The organism is Rhodococcus pseudokoreensis (assembly GCF_017068395.1).
Taxonomy (GTDB): domain Bacteria; phylum Actinomycetota; class Actinomycetes; order Mycobacteriales; family Mycobacteriaceae; genus Rhodococcus_F; species Rhodococcus_F pseudokoreensis.
The window spans coordinates 7,830,411-7,846,127 of sequence record NZ_CP070619.1 but is presented as its reverse complement, the minus strand read 5'-3'; the positions used below and the strand labels follow the sequence as shown (position 1 = coordinate 7,846,127).

The 15,717-nt window shown below is 70.4% G+C and carries 16 protein-coding genes and 1 pseudogene; 3 read left to right on the top strand and 14 right to left on the bottom strand.

Translation table 11 applies throughout. The features are described 5' to 3' along the window. Window position 1: 1 nt before the first annotated feature. The 9 genes and pseudogenes from priA to JWS13_RS41060 all read right to left on the bottom strand — a co-directional run bounded on the left by priA (window position 2) and on the right by JWS13_RS41060 (window position 8,252). The gene (gene priA, locus JWS13_RS41100) at window positions 2–736 is read right to left on the bottom strand and encodes a bifunctional 1-(5-phosphoribosyl)-5-((5-phosphoribosylamino)methylideneamino)imidazole-4-carboxamide isomerase/phosphoribosylanthranilate isomerase PriA (protein ID WP_012687996.1); all 735 of its coding nucleotides are present in this window, start codon (window positions 734–736) and stop codon (window positions 2–4) included. Between the two features lie 19 nt (window positions 737–755). Next, window positions 756–1,014, bottom strand: a pseudogene (locus tag JWS13_RS41095) (hypothetical protein). Next, the gene (hisH, locus tag JWS13_RS41090; RefSeq protein ID WP_185724367.1) at window positions 1,011–1,646 is read right to left on the bottom strand and encodes an imidazole glycerol phosphate synthase subunit HisH; all 636 of its coding nucleotides are present in this window, start codon (window positions 1,644–1,646) and stop codon (window positions 1,011–1,013) included. The pseudogene JWS13_RS41095 and the gene hisH overlap by 4 nt, the downstream one beginning before the upstream one ends. A gap of 9 nt (window positions 1,647–1,655) precedes the next feature. Continuing rightward, window positions 1,656–2,837 (bottom strand): MFS transporter, encoded by a 1,182-nt coding sequence (locus tag JWS13_RS41085; protein ID WP_206010878.1) that lies wholly within the window; start codon window positions 2,835–2,837, stop codon window positions 1,656–1,658. Continuing rightward, window positions 2,837–2,989 carry a hypothetical protein gene (locus tag JWS13_RS41080; RefSeq protein ID WP_007297398.1) on the bottom strand — a complete coding sequence of 51 codons (153 nt, stop codon included), beginning with the start codon at window positions 2,987–2,989 and terminating at the stop codon, window positions 2,837–2,839. The genes JWS13_RS41085 and JWS13_RS41080 overlap by 1 nt, the downstream gene beginning before the upstream one ends. A 13-nt stretch (window positions 2,990–3,002) precedes the next feature. Continuing rightward, window positions 3,003–3,617, bottom strand: coding sequence for an imidazoleglycerol-phosphate dehydratase HisB (gene hisB / locus JWS13_RS41075; RefSeq protein ID WP_005247522.1), 615 nt, complete (start codon window positions 3,615–3,617; stop codon window positions 3,003–3,005). Beyond that, window positions 3,614–4,756, bottom strand: a complete 1,143-nt coding sequence (locus JWS13_RS41070; RefSeq protein ID WP_206010877.1) for a histidinol-phosphate transaminase — start codon at window positions 4,754–4,756, stop codon at window positions 3,614–3,616. Before JWS13_RS41070 ends, hisB begins: the two co-directional genes overlap by 4 nt. After that, window positions 4,753–6,081 (bottom strand): histidinol dehydrogenase, encoded by a 1,329-nt coding sequence (gene hisD / locus JWS13_RS41065; RefSeq protein ID WP_206010876.1) that lies wholly within the window; start codon window positions 6,079–6,081, stop codon window positions 4,753–4,755. The genes JWS13_RS41070 and hisD overlap by 4 nt, the downstream gene beginning before the upstream one ends. 227 nt (window positions 6,082–6,308) lie before the next feature. Next, window positions 6,309–8,252 carry an acyl-CoA dehydrogenase family protein gene (locus JWS13_RS41060; protein ID WP_206010875.1) on the bottom strand — a complete coding sequence of 648 codons (1,944 nt, stop codon included), beginning with the start codon at window positions 8,250–8,252 and terminating at the stop codon, window positions 6,309–6,311. 87 nt (window positions 8,253–8,339) lie between these two features. Here JWS13_RS41060 and JWS13_RS41055 point away from each other — a divergent pair, with 87 nt between their 5' ends. Next, window positions 8,340–9,617 carry a glycoside hydrolase family 1 protein gene (locus tag JWS13_RS41055; protein ID WP_206010874.1) on the top strand — a complete coding sequence of 426 codons (1,278 nt, stop codon included), beginning with the start codon at window positions 8,340–8,342 and terminating at the stop codon, window positions 9,615–9,617. Between the two features lie 35 nt (window positions 9,618–9,652). Next, a complete protein-coding gene (locus JWS13_RS41050) occupies window positions 9,653–10,282 on the top strand; it encodes a LysE family transporter (RefSeq protein WP_087556287.1) in 630 nt (209 codons plus the stop codon). Window positions 10,283–10,333: 51 nt separating this feature from the next. On the opposite strand, the gene nadC is transcribed toward JWS13_RS41050, so the two are convergent. Genes nadC through nadA form a run of 3 tightly spaced genes read right to left on the bottom strand, consistent with a single transcriptional unit; the run spans window position 10,334 to window position 13,805 of the window. After that, window positions 10,334–11,203, bottom strand: coding sequence for a carboxylating nicotinate-nucleotide diphosphorylase (nadC, locus tag JWS13_RS41045; protein ID WP_206010873.1), 870 nt, complete (start codon window positions 11,201–11,203; stop codon window positions 10,334–10,336). Continuing rightward, window positions 11,203–12,771, bottom strand: a complete 1,569-nt coding sequence (locus JWS13_RS41040; RefSeq protein ID WP_206010872.1) for an L-aspartate oxidase — start codon at window positions 12,769–12,771, stop codon at window positions 11,203–11,205. The genes nadC and JWS13_RS41040 overlap by 1 nt, the downstream gene beginning before the upstream one ends. Next, window positions 12,768–13,805 (bottom strand): quinolinate synthase NadA, encoded by a 1,038-nt coding sequence (gene nadA / locus JWS13_RS41035; RefSeq protein ID WP_095865261.1) that lies wholly within the window; start codon window positions 13,803–13,805, stop codon window positions 12,768–12,770. The genes JWS13_RS41040 and nadA overlap by 4 nt, the downstream gene beginning before the upstream one ends. A 78-nt stretch (window positions 13,806–13,883) precedes the next feature. Between nadA and JWS13_RS41030 the strand changes: the two genes are divergently transcribed. Next, window positions 13,884–14,618 (top strand): NUDIX hydrolase, encoded by a 735-nt coding sequence (locus JWS13_RS41030; protein ID WP_087556283.1) that lies wholly within the window; start codon window positions 13,884–13,886, stop codon window positions 14,616–14,618. Between the two features lie 9 nt (window positions 14,619–14,627). Here JWS13_RS41030 and JWS13_RS41025 read toward each other — a convergent pair whose 3' ends face one another. After that, complete coding sequence (locus JWS13_RS41025) at window positions 14,628–14,996, bottom strand: SDR family NAD(P)-dependent oxidoreductase (RefSeq protein ID WP_206010871.1); 369 nt, start codon at window positions 14,994–14,996, stop codon at window positions 14,628–14,630. Window positions 14,997–15,067: 71 nt separating this feature from the next. Then, window positions 15,068–15,667 (bottom strand): TetR/AcrR family transcriptional regulator, encoded by a 600-nt coding sequence (locus JWS13_RS41020; RefSeq protein WP_206010870.1) that lies wholly within the window; start codon window positions 15,665–15,667, stop codon window positions 15,068–15,070. Window positions 15,668–15,717: the final 50 nt, after the last annotated feature.

The following is a 15,717-nucleotide window of genomic DNA, read 5'->3' as shown; positions in this document are numbered from 1 at the left end:
CTCAGCCCGAGACCGCGGCGAGCGCCTCGGGGAGGGTGAACCGCCCCGCGTACAGCGCCTTGCCGACGATGGATCCCTCGACGCCCCGGTCGACGAGTCCGGCGATCGCCCGGAGGTCATCGATGGTGGACACGCCCCCCGAGGCCACGACGGGGGCGTCGGTGGCCGCGCAGACCTGCGCGAGGAGTTCGAGATTGGGGCCGGTGAGGGTGCCGTCCTTGCTCACGTCGGTGACGACGTAGCGGGAGCAGCCGTCCTTGTCGAGCCGGGCGAGGGTCTCCCACAGGTTTCCGCCCTCGGTGACCCAGCCGCGACCGCGGAGCTGGTACTCACCGTCGACGAGGCGCACGTCGAGACCGACGGCGATCTTCTCGCCGTACTTGGCGATGGCGCGGGCACACCACTCCGGGTTCTCGATGGCGGCGGTGCCGAGGTTGACGCGACCGCAGCCGGTGGCCAGTGCGGCCTCGAGCGACGCGTCGTCGCGGATTCCGCCGGACAGTTCCACCTGGACGTCGAGTTCCCCCACCACGTCGGCGAGGAGTTCACGGTTCGAGCCGCGACCGAATGCGGCGTCGAGGTCGACGATGTGGACCCACTCGGCACCGTCGTTCTGCCATGCGAGGGCGGCATCACGAGGCGAGCCGTAACCGGTCTCGCTTCCTGCCTCCCCCTGGACGAGGCGAACAGCTTCACCGTTGACGACATCTACAGCAGGCAAAAGGACCAGGCTCACGTGCGACAACCCTAGTCGCTCAGCGGTCGGAACCCGGCTTCGGGTCCTCGGGGTCGCGGCCGTAGGCGTTGCGGGTCATGCGTTTCGACACGTAACCCATAGCGGCGATAGCACCGACGACGCCGAGCAGCCCGACGAGCAGCCCGAGGACGGGGCCCGGTTTCAGCACCCAGAATGATCGCGGTCGCGAGGACCAGGACCGCGGTGGCGGCACCCATCGCGTACACGGCGAGCCTGCCGATCGACAGGTCGCCGCGCCCGTCCCCGGGTTCGGTCACAGACTGCGAACCCAGTTGCGGAGCAGTTCCGCGCCCGCGTCGCCGGACTTCTCGGGATGGAACTGGGTGGCGGACAGCGCGCCGTTCTCGACGGCGGCGAGGAACTTACCGCCGTGGTCGGCCCAGGTCAGGGCGGGCGGCGCCAGCCGCTCCGGCGTCGGCAGCTCCCAGGTCTGGGCCGCGTACGAGTGGACGAAGTAGAACCGGGTGCCGGGGTCGATACCGGCGAACAGCGTGCTGTTGCCCGGCGCCTCGACGGTATTCCAGCCCATGTGCGGCAGCACATCGGCCTGCAGGCGTTCGACGGTGCCGGGCCATTCGCCGCAGCCTTCCGCCTCGACGCCGAACTCGACGCCGCGCTCGAAGAGGATCTGCATGCCGACGCAGATCCCGAGGACCGGCCGCCCGCCGGCCAGACGCTGGCCGATGATCCGTTCCCCCCGCACCGCGCGGAGACCCTCCATGCACGCCGCGAAGGCGCCGACGCCGGGAACGACGAGACCGTCGGCCGCGAGTGCGACCTTGTGATCGGACGTGACCTCGACGCGCGCGCCGGTCCGGGCCAGAGCGCGGGTGGCCGAATGCAGGTTGCCGGAGCCGTAGTCGAGGACGGCAATCGTGGAGACGGTCATGACACAACCTTATCCGGCGGCCGAACGACGCCGGAGGGCGCGGCCGACGAGCATTCCGGCGGCCGGGACCACCGCGACCGCTGTCGCCGCGACCCCGAACACCCAGGAATACCCGGCCGCCGACGCGACGGCTCCGAGTGCGAGGGAACCGAACCCGGTGCCTGCGTCGAACCCGATGTTCCATCCGGCGCTCGCCGAGCCGAAGCGGGTCGGCCCCGCGGCGGTGAAGATCATGACGAGCGACTCGTTCTGCACCGCGCCGAACCCGAATCCGAATGCCAGCGCCGCGCACACCAGGAGCGGCACGGGCGCCGCTGTCGCCGCGGCGACGGCGAACAGGACCAGGCCGAGGCACACGAACGTCAGCGCGGGAATCAGGGCACGGCCCACCCCGAGCCGGTCGGAGAACGATCCCGCGGCGTACCGCCCGAACAGTGTCGCCCCGCTCGACACGGCGAGGATCACCCCGGCGAGCGACGCCCGCTCCGAGATCGCTATCGGCAGCAGGCTGGACAGACCGCCGAACGCGGCCGCCACGATCGCGATCGACAGCCACGGGGTCAGCACGGCGGCGAGCGGGATGCGACCGCGCGACGCGCGATCCGCGGGGGCGTCGATCGCGGGGAGCCGCGTGACCGCGACGACCGCGAGCGCGGGAATGAGAGCGCCGATCACGAAGACGGGGGTCGCGGACCAGTGCTGCATGATCGCGAGCCCCGCCGGCAGCCCGACCATCTGCGCGGCGGCCACCGCGATTCCCTGCGCCCCCGTCGCGCGGCCCAGCATCTGCCGCGGAACGAGTTCGGCGACCAGCGCACTGCTCGCGACGGTGAGCATGCCGAAGCCCGATCCGCGGACGGCCGACACCGCGAGCACCGGGATCGCCTCGGTGGAGAGCAGCAGGAGCAGCGACGGCGGCCCCAGCAGCATGCAGCCCGCGGCGAGCACCCAGCGGTGCCCCCATCTGCGCAGGAGCCGGGGCACGCCGAGCTGGGTGGCGACGGTCGCGGCCATGAACACGGCCGTCACGCTGCCGGCGAGCGTGTCCGAACCGCCGGACAACGAGACGATCAGCGGGACCACCGGCAGCAGCACCGCCCAGCCGCCGAACGCCGCGGCGCCCATCACCATCGCGGTGGGCAGACCGCGGGTGCGGAGCAGGCCGCGGCGCTCCCCCACAGCGACCGGCACTACATCAACCTGAGAACGCCCGCCACGGCTGCCAGCACCGCCAGTGCAAGCAGCACGCCCGAGGCCAGTTTGTTGAACTTCCACATGGAGTACGCGCCGCCCGCCGCGATCCCCGCGGCGATGAACAGGACGTAGACGAGGACGACGCTCACGAGTGCGTCCGGTTCACAGGCTGCCCTTGGTGGACGGCACACCCGTGACGCGGGGATCGGGTTCGACGGCCTCGCGCAGGGCGCGGGCCACGGCCTTGAACTCGGCCTCGGTGATGTGATGCTGATCGCGCCCGTAGAGCACGCGCACGTGCAGGGCGATGCGCGCGTTGAGTGCGATCGACTCGAACACGTGCCGGTTGATCACGGTCGCATACGGCACCCCCGGGTACCCGCCGATGACGGCGTGCAGCAGGTGTTCCGGTTCGCCGGTGTGGACGCAGTACGGGCGCCCGGACACGTCGACCGACGCGTGGGCGAGCGTCTCGTCCATCGGGATGAACGCGTCACCGAACCGGCGGATGCCCTTCTTGTCGCCGAGGGCCTGACCGAGCGCCTGGCCGAGCACGATCGACGTGTCCTCGACCGTGTGGTGCGCCTCGATCTCGATGTCGCCCTTCGCGTGGACGGTGAGGTCGAAACTCGCGTGGGAGCCGAGCGCGGTCAGCATGTGGTCGAAGAACGGAACCCCGGTGGAGACGTCGACGATCCCGGTGCCGTCGAGGTTCAGTTCGACGGTGATGCTGGATTCCTTGGTGGTGCGTTCCACGCGGGCGATGCGGTCGGTCATCCTCGGTCTCCTGAGCTGGTGAGTTCGGTGGCGGCGATCTCGTCGCTCGCCACGATGAAGGCGTCGTTCTCGGAGGCCAGCCCGACGGTGGCCCGCAGGTATCCGGGGATCCCGACGTCCCGGATCAGCACCCCGCGGTCGAGGTAGGCCTGCCAGGCGCGGGCACTGTCGGTGAACTCACCGAACAGGATGAAGTTCGCGTCGCTGGGAATGACGTGGAACCCCGTGTCCTCCAATGCCTTCGACACCCGCACGCGCTCCGCGGCGAGGGCGTGCACGCTGCCGAGCGTCTCGTTCGCGTGCCGCAGCGCCGCACGGGCAGCGGCCTGCGTGACCACCGACAGGTGGTACGGCAACCGGACCAGGAGCAGCGCCTCGATGAACGCCGGTGCCGCCGCGAGATATCCGAGCCGGCCGCCGGCGAACGCGAAGGCCTTGCTCATCGTCCGCGACACCACGAGCTTCGACGGGTACTCGTCGATCAACGTCAGGGCGCTCGGTGCGTCGGAGAATTCGGCGTACGCCTCGTCGACGATCACGATGCCCGGCGCGGCGTCGAGGACCCGGCGCAGTTCCGCGATGCCGACGCTGTGCCCGGTCGGGTTGTTGGGGCTGGTGACGAACACGACGTCGGGGCGGCGTTCGGCGATCGCCGCGGTCGCGGCGTCCACGTCGAGTGCGAAGTCGGCGCGCCGGAAGATCGGCAGCCACTCGGTCTCGGTGCCGTCCGCGATGATCGGGTGCATCGAGTACGACGGCACGAAGCCCATCGCGCTGCGACCGGGACCGCCGAACGCCTGCAGCAGCTGCTGCAGGATCTCGTTGGACCCGTTGGCCGCCCACACGTTGTCGACCGTGACCGGCACCCCGGTCTGACGGACGAGGTACGCGGCGAGGTCGGTGCGCAGGGCCACCGCGTCGCGGTCCGGGTAGCGGTGCAGTTCGCGTGCGGCCTCCCGCACGGACTCCGCGACGTCGTCGACGAGCGCCTTCGTCGGCGGGTGCGGGTTCTCGTTGGTGTTCAGCTGAACGGGGACCGTCAGCTGCGGCGCCCCGTACGCCGACTTGCCACGCAGATTCTCCCGGATCGGCAGGGCGTCGACCCCGATCGACGAACCGGGCACGTTCGCGGCGGTCACCGCAGCGCCTCGAACCGCAGCCGCACGGCCTCACCGTGTGCGGGCAGATCCTCGGCGTTCGCCAGGGTGATGACGTGGCCGGAGACCTCCTTCAGCGCGGATTCCGAGTAGTCGACCACGTGGATGCCGCGCAGGAACGTCTGCACGCTCAGCCCCGAGGAGTGCCGGGCGCAGCCCGCAGTGGGCAGGACGTGGTTGGACCCGGCGCAGTAGTCGCCGAGGCTGACCGGCGCCCACGGGCCGACGAACACCGCGCCCGCACTGGTCACCTTCGCGGCGACGGCGGTGGCGTTCTCGGTCTGGATCTCGAGGTGCTCGGCGGCGTACGCGTTGACCACCCGCAGCCCGGCCTCGACGTCGGAGACCAGGACGGTACCCGACTGGGTGCCGGACAGCGCGGCGGTGACGCGCTCGCGGTGCTTGGTGATCTCGAGCTGCGCGACCAGCGCGGTGTCGACGGCGTCGGCGAGTTCGACGCTGGACGTGACGAGCACGCTCGCGGCCATCACGTCGTGCTCGGCCTGGCTGATCATGTCGGCGGCGACGTGCACCGGGTCGGCGGTGTGGTCGGCGAGGATCGCGATCTCGGTGGGGCCCGCCTCGGCGTCGATGCCGACGAGGCCGCGGCAGAGGCGCTTGGCGGCGGTGACGTAGATGTTGCCGGGACCGGTGATGAGGTCGACGGGGGTGAGTTCGGCACCGTCCGGGGTGACGTCGTTGCCGCCGTAGGTGAGCAGCGCGACGGCCTGACCGCCGCCGACGGCCCACACCTCTTCGACACCCAGCAGGGCGGCCGCGGCAAGGATGGTCGGGTGCGGCAGACCGCCGAACTCGGACTGCGGCGGCGACGCCACCACGAGCGAGCGGACGCCGGCGGCCTGCGCGGGCACCACGTTCATCACGACGCTGGAGGGGTAGACGGCGTTGCCGCCCGGGACGTACAGCCCGACGCGGTCGACGGGCACCCACCGTTCGGTGACGGTGCCGCCCGGGACGACCTCGGTGGTGGTGTCGGTGCGGCGCTGGTCGGCGTGCACCTTGCGGGTGCGTTCGATCGCGACCTCGAGCGCGGCGCGGACGGCCGGGTCCAGTTCGTGGAGAGCGCGGTCCAGTTCGGCCTGCGGCACCCGCACCTGCGCGGGGCGGACGCCGTCGAACTTCTCGCTGAATTCGAGGGCCGCGTCGGCGCCGCGCTCACGGACCGCCTCGACGACGGGGCGAACCTGATGCAGGACCGCGTCCACATCCACTCCACCTCGAGGAAGTGCGGCGCGAAGTTCGGCCGTGGAAGGGGTACGACCACGAAGGTCGGTGCGGGCGAGCATGAGAGGTCCTCTCTGCGACTGTCGGGACACGGTGTCTCGGACGAGCGGACTGTTCTGCGGAGAACAGGGCTCGACACCGATTATCCAGGATAGGCGCACCCCGTTTTCACCGGTCGGCGGCCGACCGGGTTTCGGCCGGGGTGCCGTGCGCACACAGGCACCCGCCGGCGCCGTGACGCCGGCGGGTGCCGCGTTGTGCTGCCCCGGCCGCGAGGGAACCCGGCGGCCTAGAGCCGGGTCGAGTGCAGGAACCTCCTCGCCAGGTTCTCCTCGGTCGACGCGCCGGGCGTCCACTCGGTGATCCACGGACCGGTGCCTTCGCTCGGGTCGACCACGCCCCGCTCCAGCCACGCGTACCGTCCCTCGAGGATCGAGTGCGCGACCTGCTTGTCGGCGTCGTCGGTGTTGTGCCACAGACCGTCGAACAACTTCTCGACCCGCAGCGCCGCCTGACGGCAGAACACGTCGGCGAGTTCGTAGGCCGCGTCGCCCTCGGCCTCGTTCTCCTGCCGCTGCATCTCCGCCTTGACGCAGGTGGCGGACATCGCGAACAGTTCGGCGCCGATATCCACGACCCGGCCGAGGAAGCCCTGCTGCTTCTCCAGTGCGGCCTGCCACCGGGCCATCCCGTAGAACGTGGAGCGGGCCAGCTTCCGGGAGTGCCGTTCGACGAAACGCAGGTGCTTGGCCAGGACGCCGAATTCGCCGAACGACGTCGGCACCTGCCCCTTGCCCGCGACGAGTTGCGGCAGCCACTTCGCGTAGAAGCCGCTCGCCTTGGCCGCCGCCCGGGCCTTCGCACCGGTGTCGGCGTGCGGGTCGGCGAGATCGCCCGCCGCCGTGAGGTGCGCGTCCACGGCCTCGCGCGCGACCAGCAACCGCATGATCTCGCTCGACCCCTCGAATATCCGGTTGATGCGCAGGTCGCGGTCCAGCTGTTCCACCGGCACCGCCCGTTCACCGCGGGCGGCCAGCGACGCCGCCGTCTCGTATCCGCGACCGCCGCGGACCTGGATCAGCTCGTCGGAGATGACGCAGGCCATCTCGGACGACCACAGCTTGGCGAGCGCCGCCTCGATCCGGATGTCGTTGCGACCCTCGTCGTTCATCTGCGCCGACAGGTCCACCACCGCCTCGAGCGCGTACGTGGTCGCGGCCATGAACGACAGCTTGTTGGCGACGGCCGCATGCTCGGCGATCGCTTTGCCCCATTGGACGCGGACGCCGGACCATTCGCGGGCGATCTTCAGCGACCACTTGCCTGCGCCCGCGCACATCGCCGGAATCGCCAGCCGGCCGGCGTTGAGGGTGGTGAGTGCGATCTTGAGTCCGTCGCCCTCCCGCCCGATCAGGTTCTCCCGCGGAACGCGCACCTTGTACATGCGGGTGACGCCGTTCTCGATCCCGTGCAGTCCCATGAACGCGTTGCGCCGTTCCACGGTGATGCCCGGGGTGTCCGCTTCGACGACGAACGCGGAGATGCCGCCGCGATGGCCTTCGCTCTTCGGTACCCGCGCCATGACGACGAGCAGTTCCGCGACGACGCCGTTGGTCGTCCACAGCTTCACGCCGTCCAATTCGTAGGCGGCACCGCCCTCGATGGGTACCGCCGACGACGCCAGCCGCGCCGGGTCGGACCCGACGTCGGGTTCGGTGAGGAGGAAGGCGGAGATGGCGCCGCGGGCGCAGCGCGGCAGGAACTCGCGCTTCTGCTCGGGAGTGCCTGCCAGCTTGAGCGGTTCGGGGACGCCGATCGACTGATGGGCCGACAACAGCGCGCCGAGGCTCGGGTGCACCGACGCGACGAGCATCAACGCCCGGTTGTACGCGACCTGGGAGAGTCCGAGGCCGCCGTACTCCTCCGAGATCTTCAGGCCGAAGCACCCGAGGTCGGCGAGGCCGCGGACGTATTCGTCGGGAATGCGGGACTGCGTTTCGATGACGCTGCCGTCCATCTCCTCGCAGTATGCGCGGAGGCGGACGAGGAATTCTTCGGCCTTGGCGGCGGCGTCGGCAGCCGGCCGTGGGAAGGGATGAACCAGATCCAGCCGGAACCGTCCGAGAAACAGTTCTTTCGCGAAGGAGGGTTTGTCCCAGCCGGATTCCCTCGCCTCCTCCGCGACTGCTCGTGCTTCTTCTTCGGTGACCTTCGGAGCTGAGGTGTCGACCATGACGCGCCTCCTACTGGCGGGTAGTCCTACTCGCCAGTATCCCCCAATGTGCGCACTCGGGACAGCGTTTCCGCTACTGTTCGGCCGGTGCGGACTCCCTCGCGACTCCTGGGTGCCGGCGCGGTTCTACTGTGCTTGCTGAGCCCCGCCGCCGCGGTGCACGCCGACCCTCTCCCCGGCGACTTCCTGTGGGGCGTGGCGACGTCCGGGTTCCAGTCGGAGGGTTCCTCCCCGGACAGCAACTGGCGCCGGTATTCCGACTCCGGCCGTACCCACGACGCGATCGGAAACTCCGTCGACTTCCGGCACCGGCACAGCGAGGACATCACCCGCGCCGCGGATCTGGGTGTCGACGTGTTCCGGTTCGGCGTCGAGTGGGCACGACTGCAGCCCGCGCCGGGCGTGTGGGACGAGACCGAGCTGCGGTACTACGACGACGTCGTCCGCGAGATCACCGGCCACGGCATGACCCCGATGATCACGCTCGACCACTGGGTGTACCCGGGGTGGGTCGCGGACCGGGGCGGGTGGGCGAACCCGGAGATCGTCGACGACTGGCTCGCGAACGCGCAGAAAGTGGTCGAGCGCTATGCCGGTGTGGGCGCGATCTGGATCACGATCAACGAGCCGACCGTGTACGTGCAGAAGGAGCTGACGTTCGGCGGCATCGGCCCCGACCGGGCGCCGCAGATGCTCGACCGGCTCGTCGAGGTCCACCGCCGCGCGTACGACCTGATCCACGGGATCGATCCGGGCGCCCGGGTCAGCAGCAACCTCGCCTACGTCCCGGCCGCCATGGACGCGCTCGACGCCACGTTCGTCGACCGCGTCCGCGACAAACTCGACTTCCTCGGCGTCGACTACTACTACGGGCTCTCCCTCGACAACCTCACCGCGGTGAACGCGGTCACCGACGCGTTCTACGACATCAGTCCCCAGCCGGACGGCATCTACCACGCCCTGATGCGGTACACCCGCAAGTTCCCGGGACTGCCGCTGTACGTCGTGGAGAACGGCATGCCCACCGACGACGGGACACCGCGCCCGGATGGCTACACCCGGTCCGATCATCTCCGCGACCACCTCTACTGGATGGAGCGGGCGCGGGCCGACGGCGCACCGGTGATCGGATACAACTACTGGTCGATCACCGACAATTACGAATGGGGCACGTTCCGTCCCCGGTTCGGCCTGTTCACCGTCGACGCGCTGACCGATCCCACCCTCACCCGGCGGCCGACCGATGCGGTGGCGACCTACCGGGACGTCGTCGCGAACGGGCTCCCACAAGGCTACGAACCCGGCCGTCGCGCCGGGGTCTGCTCCCTCGTCGATCCGCCCCTCAGCTGCACGAATCCCCCGTAACCGGAACACGGCGGGACGCGACGTACGATCACCACGTGTCGTGGCAGATGTGGTGTGCAGTGCTCGGGGCGTCGTGCGTGATCAGTTTGTCGCCGGGCGCCGGTGCGATCGCGTCGATGGCCACCGGAATGCGATTCGGGCTGCGGCGCGGCTACTGGAACATCGCCGGTCTCCAACTGGGTTTGCTGCTGCAGATCGCGGTGGTCGCCGCCGGGCTCGGGGCGCTGCTCGCGAACTCGACCCTCGCGTTCACGGTGATCAAGTGGTTCGGCGTCGCCTACCTGGTGTATCTCGGCGTCCGGCAGTGGCGGGCGAGCGCGACCGACGTGTCCGGGGTCGACGGTGAGGTCGCCGAGACCAGCGGACCCGCGATGACGCTGCGCGGTTTCCTCGTCAACGCCAGCAACCCCAAGGCCGTCGTCTTCATGCTGGCGGTGCTCCCGCAGTTCATCACCCCGTCGGCGCCGCTGCTCCCCCAGTACCTGATCATCGCCGCCACCATGGTCGCGGTCGACGTCGTCGTCATGACCGGCTACACCGGGCTCGCGTCGAAAGTCCTGCGGCTGATGCGCTCACCGCGCCAGCAGCGGACCACCAACCGGACGTTCTCCGGGTTGTTCTTCGTCGCGGCCACGTTCCTGGCGACGATTCGCCGTGCCGTCTGACCTGTGAGTACTTATTAACCGCCGGCGGTTAATAAGTACTCACAGGTGGGGTCACATGTCGAGGCCGAGATCCAGCACGGTCACCGAATGGGTGAGTGCACCGACCGCGAGGTAGTCGACTCCGGTCGCGGCGTACTCGGCCGCGACGTCCAGCGTGAGACCGCCCGACGATTCGAGCTTGGTGGCGGGGGCGTTCGCGTCGCGGCGCTGCACCGCGATCTGGGTCTGCCACAGCGGGAAGTTGTCGAGGAGCACCAGTTCCACGTTCTCGGCAAGTACCTCGTCGAGTTGCGCGAGGCTGTCGACCTCCACCTCGCATTCGATGTCCGGTGCGGCGGCGCGGACGGCCCGCAGCGCCGCCACCACCGACCCCGCGGCGGCGACGTGGTTGTCCTTGATCAGCGCGGCGTCGCCGAGCCCCATGCGGTGGTTGACACCGCCGCCCACCCGGACGGCGTACTTCTGCAGCGACCGCAGTCCCGGCAACGTCTTGCGGCTGTCGCGGATCTTCGCCCCGGTGCCCTCGACCGCATCCACCCACGCGGACGTCGCGGTGGCGATGCCGGACAGGTGGCAGACCAGGTTGAGCATCGTCCGTTCCGCGGTGAGCAGCCCCTGCGTGGGCGCGGACACCGTCAGCACGGCCTGGCCGGGCACGATCCGCGTGCCGTCGGCGACCCGGTCGAGGACCTCGTAGCGGCCCGCCCCGATCACCTCGTCGAGCACGAGCAGTCCCACGTCGAGGCCGGCGACGGTGCCGTGCGCGCGGGAGACCACGGATGCCTTGGCGACCGCGTCGGCCGGAACCGTGGACGCGGATGTCACGTCAGGTCCGTACCGCAGGTCCTCGTCCAGCGCGAGGTGCACGAGCGTGCGGACCTCGTCCGCGTCCAGACCGTCGGGAAGGACGTGGTCGGCCATCACAGCACTCCTGTCAGTTGGGGTTGGAGAAGCTCGAGTTCGCCGTCGCGCAGGCGCACGTGCGTGCTGCGGCGCCACTCGTCGGACGTCTCCGGGTAGTCGCTGCGGGTGTGGCATCCGCGACTTTCGGTGCGCGCGCCTGCGGCGAGCACGAGCGCTGCCGCCGTCAGGGTCAGCGCGGCGTCTTCGAGCGCGGTCTGTCCCTCGGGCACCGTGCGCGGCGCGGCGGCGAGGGCGGCGGCGACGGCCTCGAGGCCTGCGCCGTCCCGGACGACGGAGGCGTTGCCGGTCATCAACTCTTGCACCAGTTCCCGCGGCGCGGACGGCAGTGCGCGTCGCTGCGCGTCGGCCGCCTCGACGCGCAGATCGGCGCGTTCGACGGCCGCGGCGCCGGCCCGTTCGCCGACCACCAGGCCTTCGAGGAGGCTGTTGGAGGCCAGCCGGTTCGCGCCGTGCAGCCCGGTGCGGGCCACCTCGCCCGCCGCGTAGAGGCCGGGGACGGCGGTGCGACCGTCGACGTCGGTGACCACGCCGCCGCACGAGTAGTGCGCGGCGGGCGCGACCGGAATCAGCTGTTCGCGCGGGTCGATCCCGGCTTCCAGGCAGGACGCCGTCACGGTCGGGAACCGCTGCGCGAACCCGGACAGCTGACGGGCATCGAGGTAGACGTGGTCGTGTCCCAGTTCCCGCAGCCGCGACGCGATGGCCCGCGACACGACGTCGCGGGGTGCCAGGTCGCCGCGCGGATGCACGCCTGCGGTCACCGAATCGCCGTTGGCGTCGACGAGGATCGCGCCCTCGCCGCGGACGGCCTCGCTGATCAGCGGACGCCGGCCGAGACCGCCGGGGGTGAACAGCACGGTCGGGTGGAACTGCACGAACTCGAGATCGGCGACGGCCGCGCCCGCGTCGAGTGCGAGCGCGATGCCGTCGGCGGTGGCGCCGGGCGGGTTGGTGCTGCAGGCGTACAGCTGCCCGAGTCCGCCGGTCGCCAGGAGGACGGCGGGTGTGTGGATCACGCCGAGTCCGCGCGGGGAGTCGACGAGAACCCCGGTGACGCCGCGCGCATCGGTGAGCACGCGGACGGCGGAACTGTCGAACAGGACCGGAAGCCCGGCCGCACCCAGTGCGCGCTGGACCTCCGCACCGGTGGCGTCGCCGCCGGCGTGGATGATCCGCCGGGTGCTGTGCCCGCCCTCGCGGGTGCGTGACACGGCGCCGTCGCGGCCGCGGTCGAACACCGCACCCAGATCGGTCAGCGCGGCCACGGCGTCGCGGCCGCCGGCCACGATCGACCGCACGGCGTCCTCGTCACAGAGGCCGACACCGGCCTCGCACGTGTCGGCCACGTGCGAGTCCACCGAATCGGTGACGGCGTCACCGACCACGGCGATGCCGCCCTGCGCGTACTGCGTCGCGGTGTCCGTCGCCCCACCCTTGCTGACGGTGAGCACGGTCAGCCCGCGCAGCGAGGCGGTGCGTGCGGCCGTCAGTCCGGCCACACCACCGCCCACCACGACGAGGTCGGCGTGCTCTTCCCAGGAAATCCCCCGGGCCGGGCTGCTCACTCGCCGCCGCCCGGGTTTCCGATCTCGATCATCCGCTGCACCGACTTGCGGGCACGCTCGGCGGTCGCGAGATCGACGTGAACCTCGTCCTTGCCCTCGAGCAGGCAGCGGAGCAGGGCGGCGGGGGTGATCATCTTCATGTACGGGCAGGACGCGCGGTCGTTGACGGCCTGGAAGTCGACCTCCGGCGCGGCCTTGCGCAGCTGGTGCAGCATCCCGACCTCGGTGGCCACGAGAACCTGCTTGGCCCCGGTGGCGCGCGCGGCGTCGAGCATGCCGCCCGTCGACAGGATCTTCACCTTGTCCTCGGGCACGAATCCCTCGCCGGCGAGGTAGAGCGCCGAGGTGGCGCAACCGCATTCGGGGTGGACGAACAGTTCGGCACCGGGGTGCGCCTTGGCCTGCGCGGTGAGCTCGTCGCCGTTGATGCCGGCGTGGACGTGGCACTCGCCGGCCCAGATCTGCATGTTCTTGCGACCGGTGACGCGCTTGACGTGGGCGCCGAGGAACTGGTCGGGCAGGAACAGGACCTCGCGGTCGGGGTCGATCGACGCGACCACGTCGACGGCGTTGGACGACGTGCAGCAGATGTCTGTCAGACCCTTCACCTCGGCGGTGGTGTTGACGTACGACACGACGACGGCGTCGGGGTACTCGGCCTTCCACTCGCGCAGCTGATCGGCGGTGATCGAGTCGGCCAGTGAGCAGCCCGCGCGCTCGTCCGGGATCAGCACCGTCTTGGCGGGGCTGAGGATCTTCGCGGTCTCGGCCATGAAGTGCACCCCGCAGAACACGATCGTGTCCTCGGGGGCCTCCGCCGCGATGCGCGAGAGTGCCAGGGAGTCGCCGACGTGGTCGGCCACGTCCTGGATGGCGGGCAGCTGGTAGTTGTGCGCGAGGAGCGTCGCTCCCCGCTCGCGTGCCAGCCGTTTGATCTCGGCAGCCCACTCTTCGCTCGCCTCGACGCCCGCGTAACCGCCGGGACCGTCCTGAATCTGCGGGTTGGTACCCGCCCACAACGTCGTGGTCGTCATGGCTTGCTCCTTCACCGTGAACTCGGGCGGGCTGGCCCGAATTTCCGAAATCGAGGTTTTCGACTTAGGATCGAAAACATGCCCAATAGTAACACCACGCATGAAGTGCTTACCGCGGTGTTCCAGGTTCGCCACTTCCCCGGCTATATCGATGCAGGTCACAGCGGTGATATGCGTCACGCGGGGGGCACCGGAGAGCTCGCCGTGCTGCTGTGGCAACGGGCCCTCGATCCACAGGCCGGCGCGTGGTCGCTGCCCGGCGGACTCCTCCACGAGGACGAGGACCTCACGACGTCCGCGCGACGCCAGCTGGCCGAGAAGGTGGACGTGCAGGAGGTCTCCCACCTCGAGCAGCTCTCGGTGTTCAGCGATCCGCGGCGGGTGCCCGGACCGCGCACCATCGCGTCGACGTTCCTCGGGCTCGTCCCCCTCCCCGCCGACCCGCAGCTGCCGCCGGACACCGCGTGGCATCCAGTGTCGGCGCTGCCCGAGATGGCGTTCGACCACGGCACCGTCGTCCGGCACGCCCGGACCCGCCTCGCCGCCAAGCTCTCCTACACCAACATCGCGTTCGGGCTGGCGCCCGACGAGTTCTCCATGTCGACGCTGCGCGAGATCTACTGCGCCGCACTCGGTTACCAGGTGGATGCGACCAACCTCCAGCGCGTCCTCGGACGCCGCGGGGTGCTGACCCCCACCGGCAACACGGCACCGTCCGGCCGCACCGGCGGTCGCCCGGCCGCCCTCTACCGGTTCACCGACTCCACCCTGCGGGTGACGGACGAGTTCGCGGCGCTCCGGCCGCCGAGCTGAATCCGGCCGTCAGGCGGCCGCGATTTCACCCTCCTGCGAGGTGCGCCGCCGCCACGCCGCCGCGACCGACGGCTCCGCGCCGAGCACCGAATCGATGCGGCCGAAGCGGCCGAGAACGCGGTCGAGCAGCTGCTCGACCTGGCGGGGGTCGGACGGATCGGCGGCAACCGCGAGCAGCCGGTGACCGGACATGCCCGGCATGATCCGGGCCAGTTCCACGACCGTGCGTGCGGTGACCGCGACGCACCAGCCCGAATCGAGCAACTCCTGCGCGGTGCGCCTGCCCTGCTCGCTGCCTGCGGCAGTCACCACCACGACACCACGGGCCGAGCCGGCTTCGTCGGTACGCATCATCTTCGCCTCCTGGGGGATCGACATTTCCGACTCCAGGTAAGCGCCGATACTCGAGACTGCGACGGGAGTGCGCTGTGAGATCGCCGGGAGCCGCGTCACGCCCGGGCGAGACCCCGCCAGAACGTGTCGGATGCGGCGGTGACCACTTCGTCCACCGGCGCGTCGTCGAGCATCCCGCCGGCGGCGAGGGTCGCGATCCCGTGGAAGGTGGCGAACGCGACGAGGGCGATGCGCGAGGCGTCCCCGGGTCCGATGTCGCCCGCGGCCTGGGCCTCGGTGACGATCCGGACCGTCAGGTCCATCGAGGTGTGGCCCGCCTCCACGACCTGGGAGGCGGCTCCGGGCGCGTGCTTGTTGCCGTACATCAGGGCCAGCAACTCCCGGTGCGCGAGCGCGAAGGTCACGTAGGCGTCGGCGAGCGCCGCGAAGCGAGCCCGGGCGTGGGGTTCGGCCTGGTCGACCGCGCATTCGAGGGCGGCGGTGAGCCGCCGGAAACCGGATTCGGCGAGTGCGTCGAGCAGCGCTTGACGGTCGCGGAAGTGCTTGCTCGGTGCGGCGTGACTGACCCCGGCCTCACGGGCGAGCTGTCGCAGGGACAGGCCGTCGACGCCGTCCCGCTCGAGGGTGCTCTCGGCGCGTGCGAGCAGCACCTGGCGAAGACTCCCGTGGTGGTAGGGCTGTTCGGCGGCGGACACGGCGCAAGCCTAGCAAAATGTTGTCATTGACTACATAGATGGCACTGACT

Bases quoted from the DNA above. Each gene is read 5' to 3' on its own strand.
- hisH (WP_185724367.1), bottom strand. From the start codon at position 1,646: ATGACCGTCTCCACGATTGCCGTCCTCGACTACGGCTCCGGCAACCTG.
- JWS13_RS41025 (WP_206010871.1), bottom strand. From the start codon at position 14,996: ATGTCGATCCCCCAGGAGGCGAAGATGATGCGTACCGACGAAGCCGGC.
- JWS13_RS41030 (WP_087556283.1), top strand. From the start codon at position 13,884: ATGCCCAATAGTAACACCACGCATGAAGTGCTTACCGCGGTGTTCCAG.
- hisD (WP_206010876.1), bottom strand. From the start codon at position 6,081: ATGCTCGCCCGCACCGACCTTCGTGGTCGTACCCCTTCCACGGCCGAA.
- nadC (WP_206010873.1), bottom strand. From the start codon at position 11,203: ATGGCCGACCACGTCCTTCCCGACGGTCTGGACGCGGACGAGGTCCGC.
- hisB (WP_005247522.1), bottom strand. From the start codon at position 3,617: ATGACCGACCGCATCGCCCGCGTGGAACGCACCACCAAGGAATCCAGC.
- JWS13_RS41060 (WP_206010875.1), bottom strand. From the start codon at position 8,252: ATGGTCGACACCTCAGCTCCGAAGGTCACCGAAGAAGAAGCACGAGCA.
- nadA (WP_095865261.1), bottom strand. From the start codon at position 13,805: ATGACGACCACGACGTTGTGGGCGGGTACCAACCCGCAGATTCAGGAC.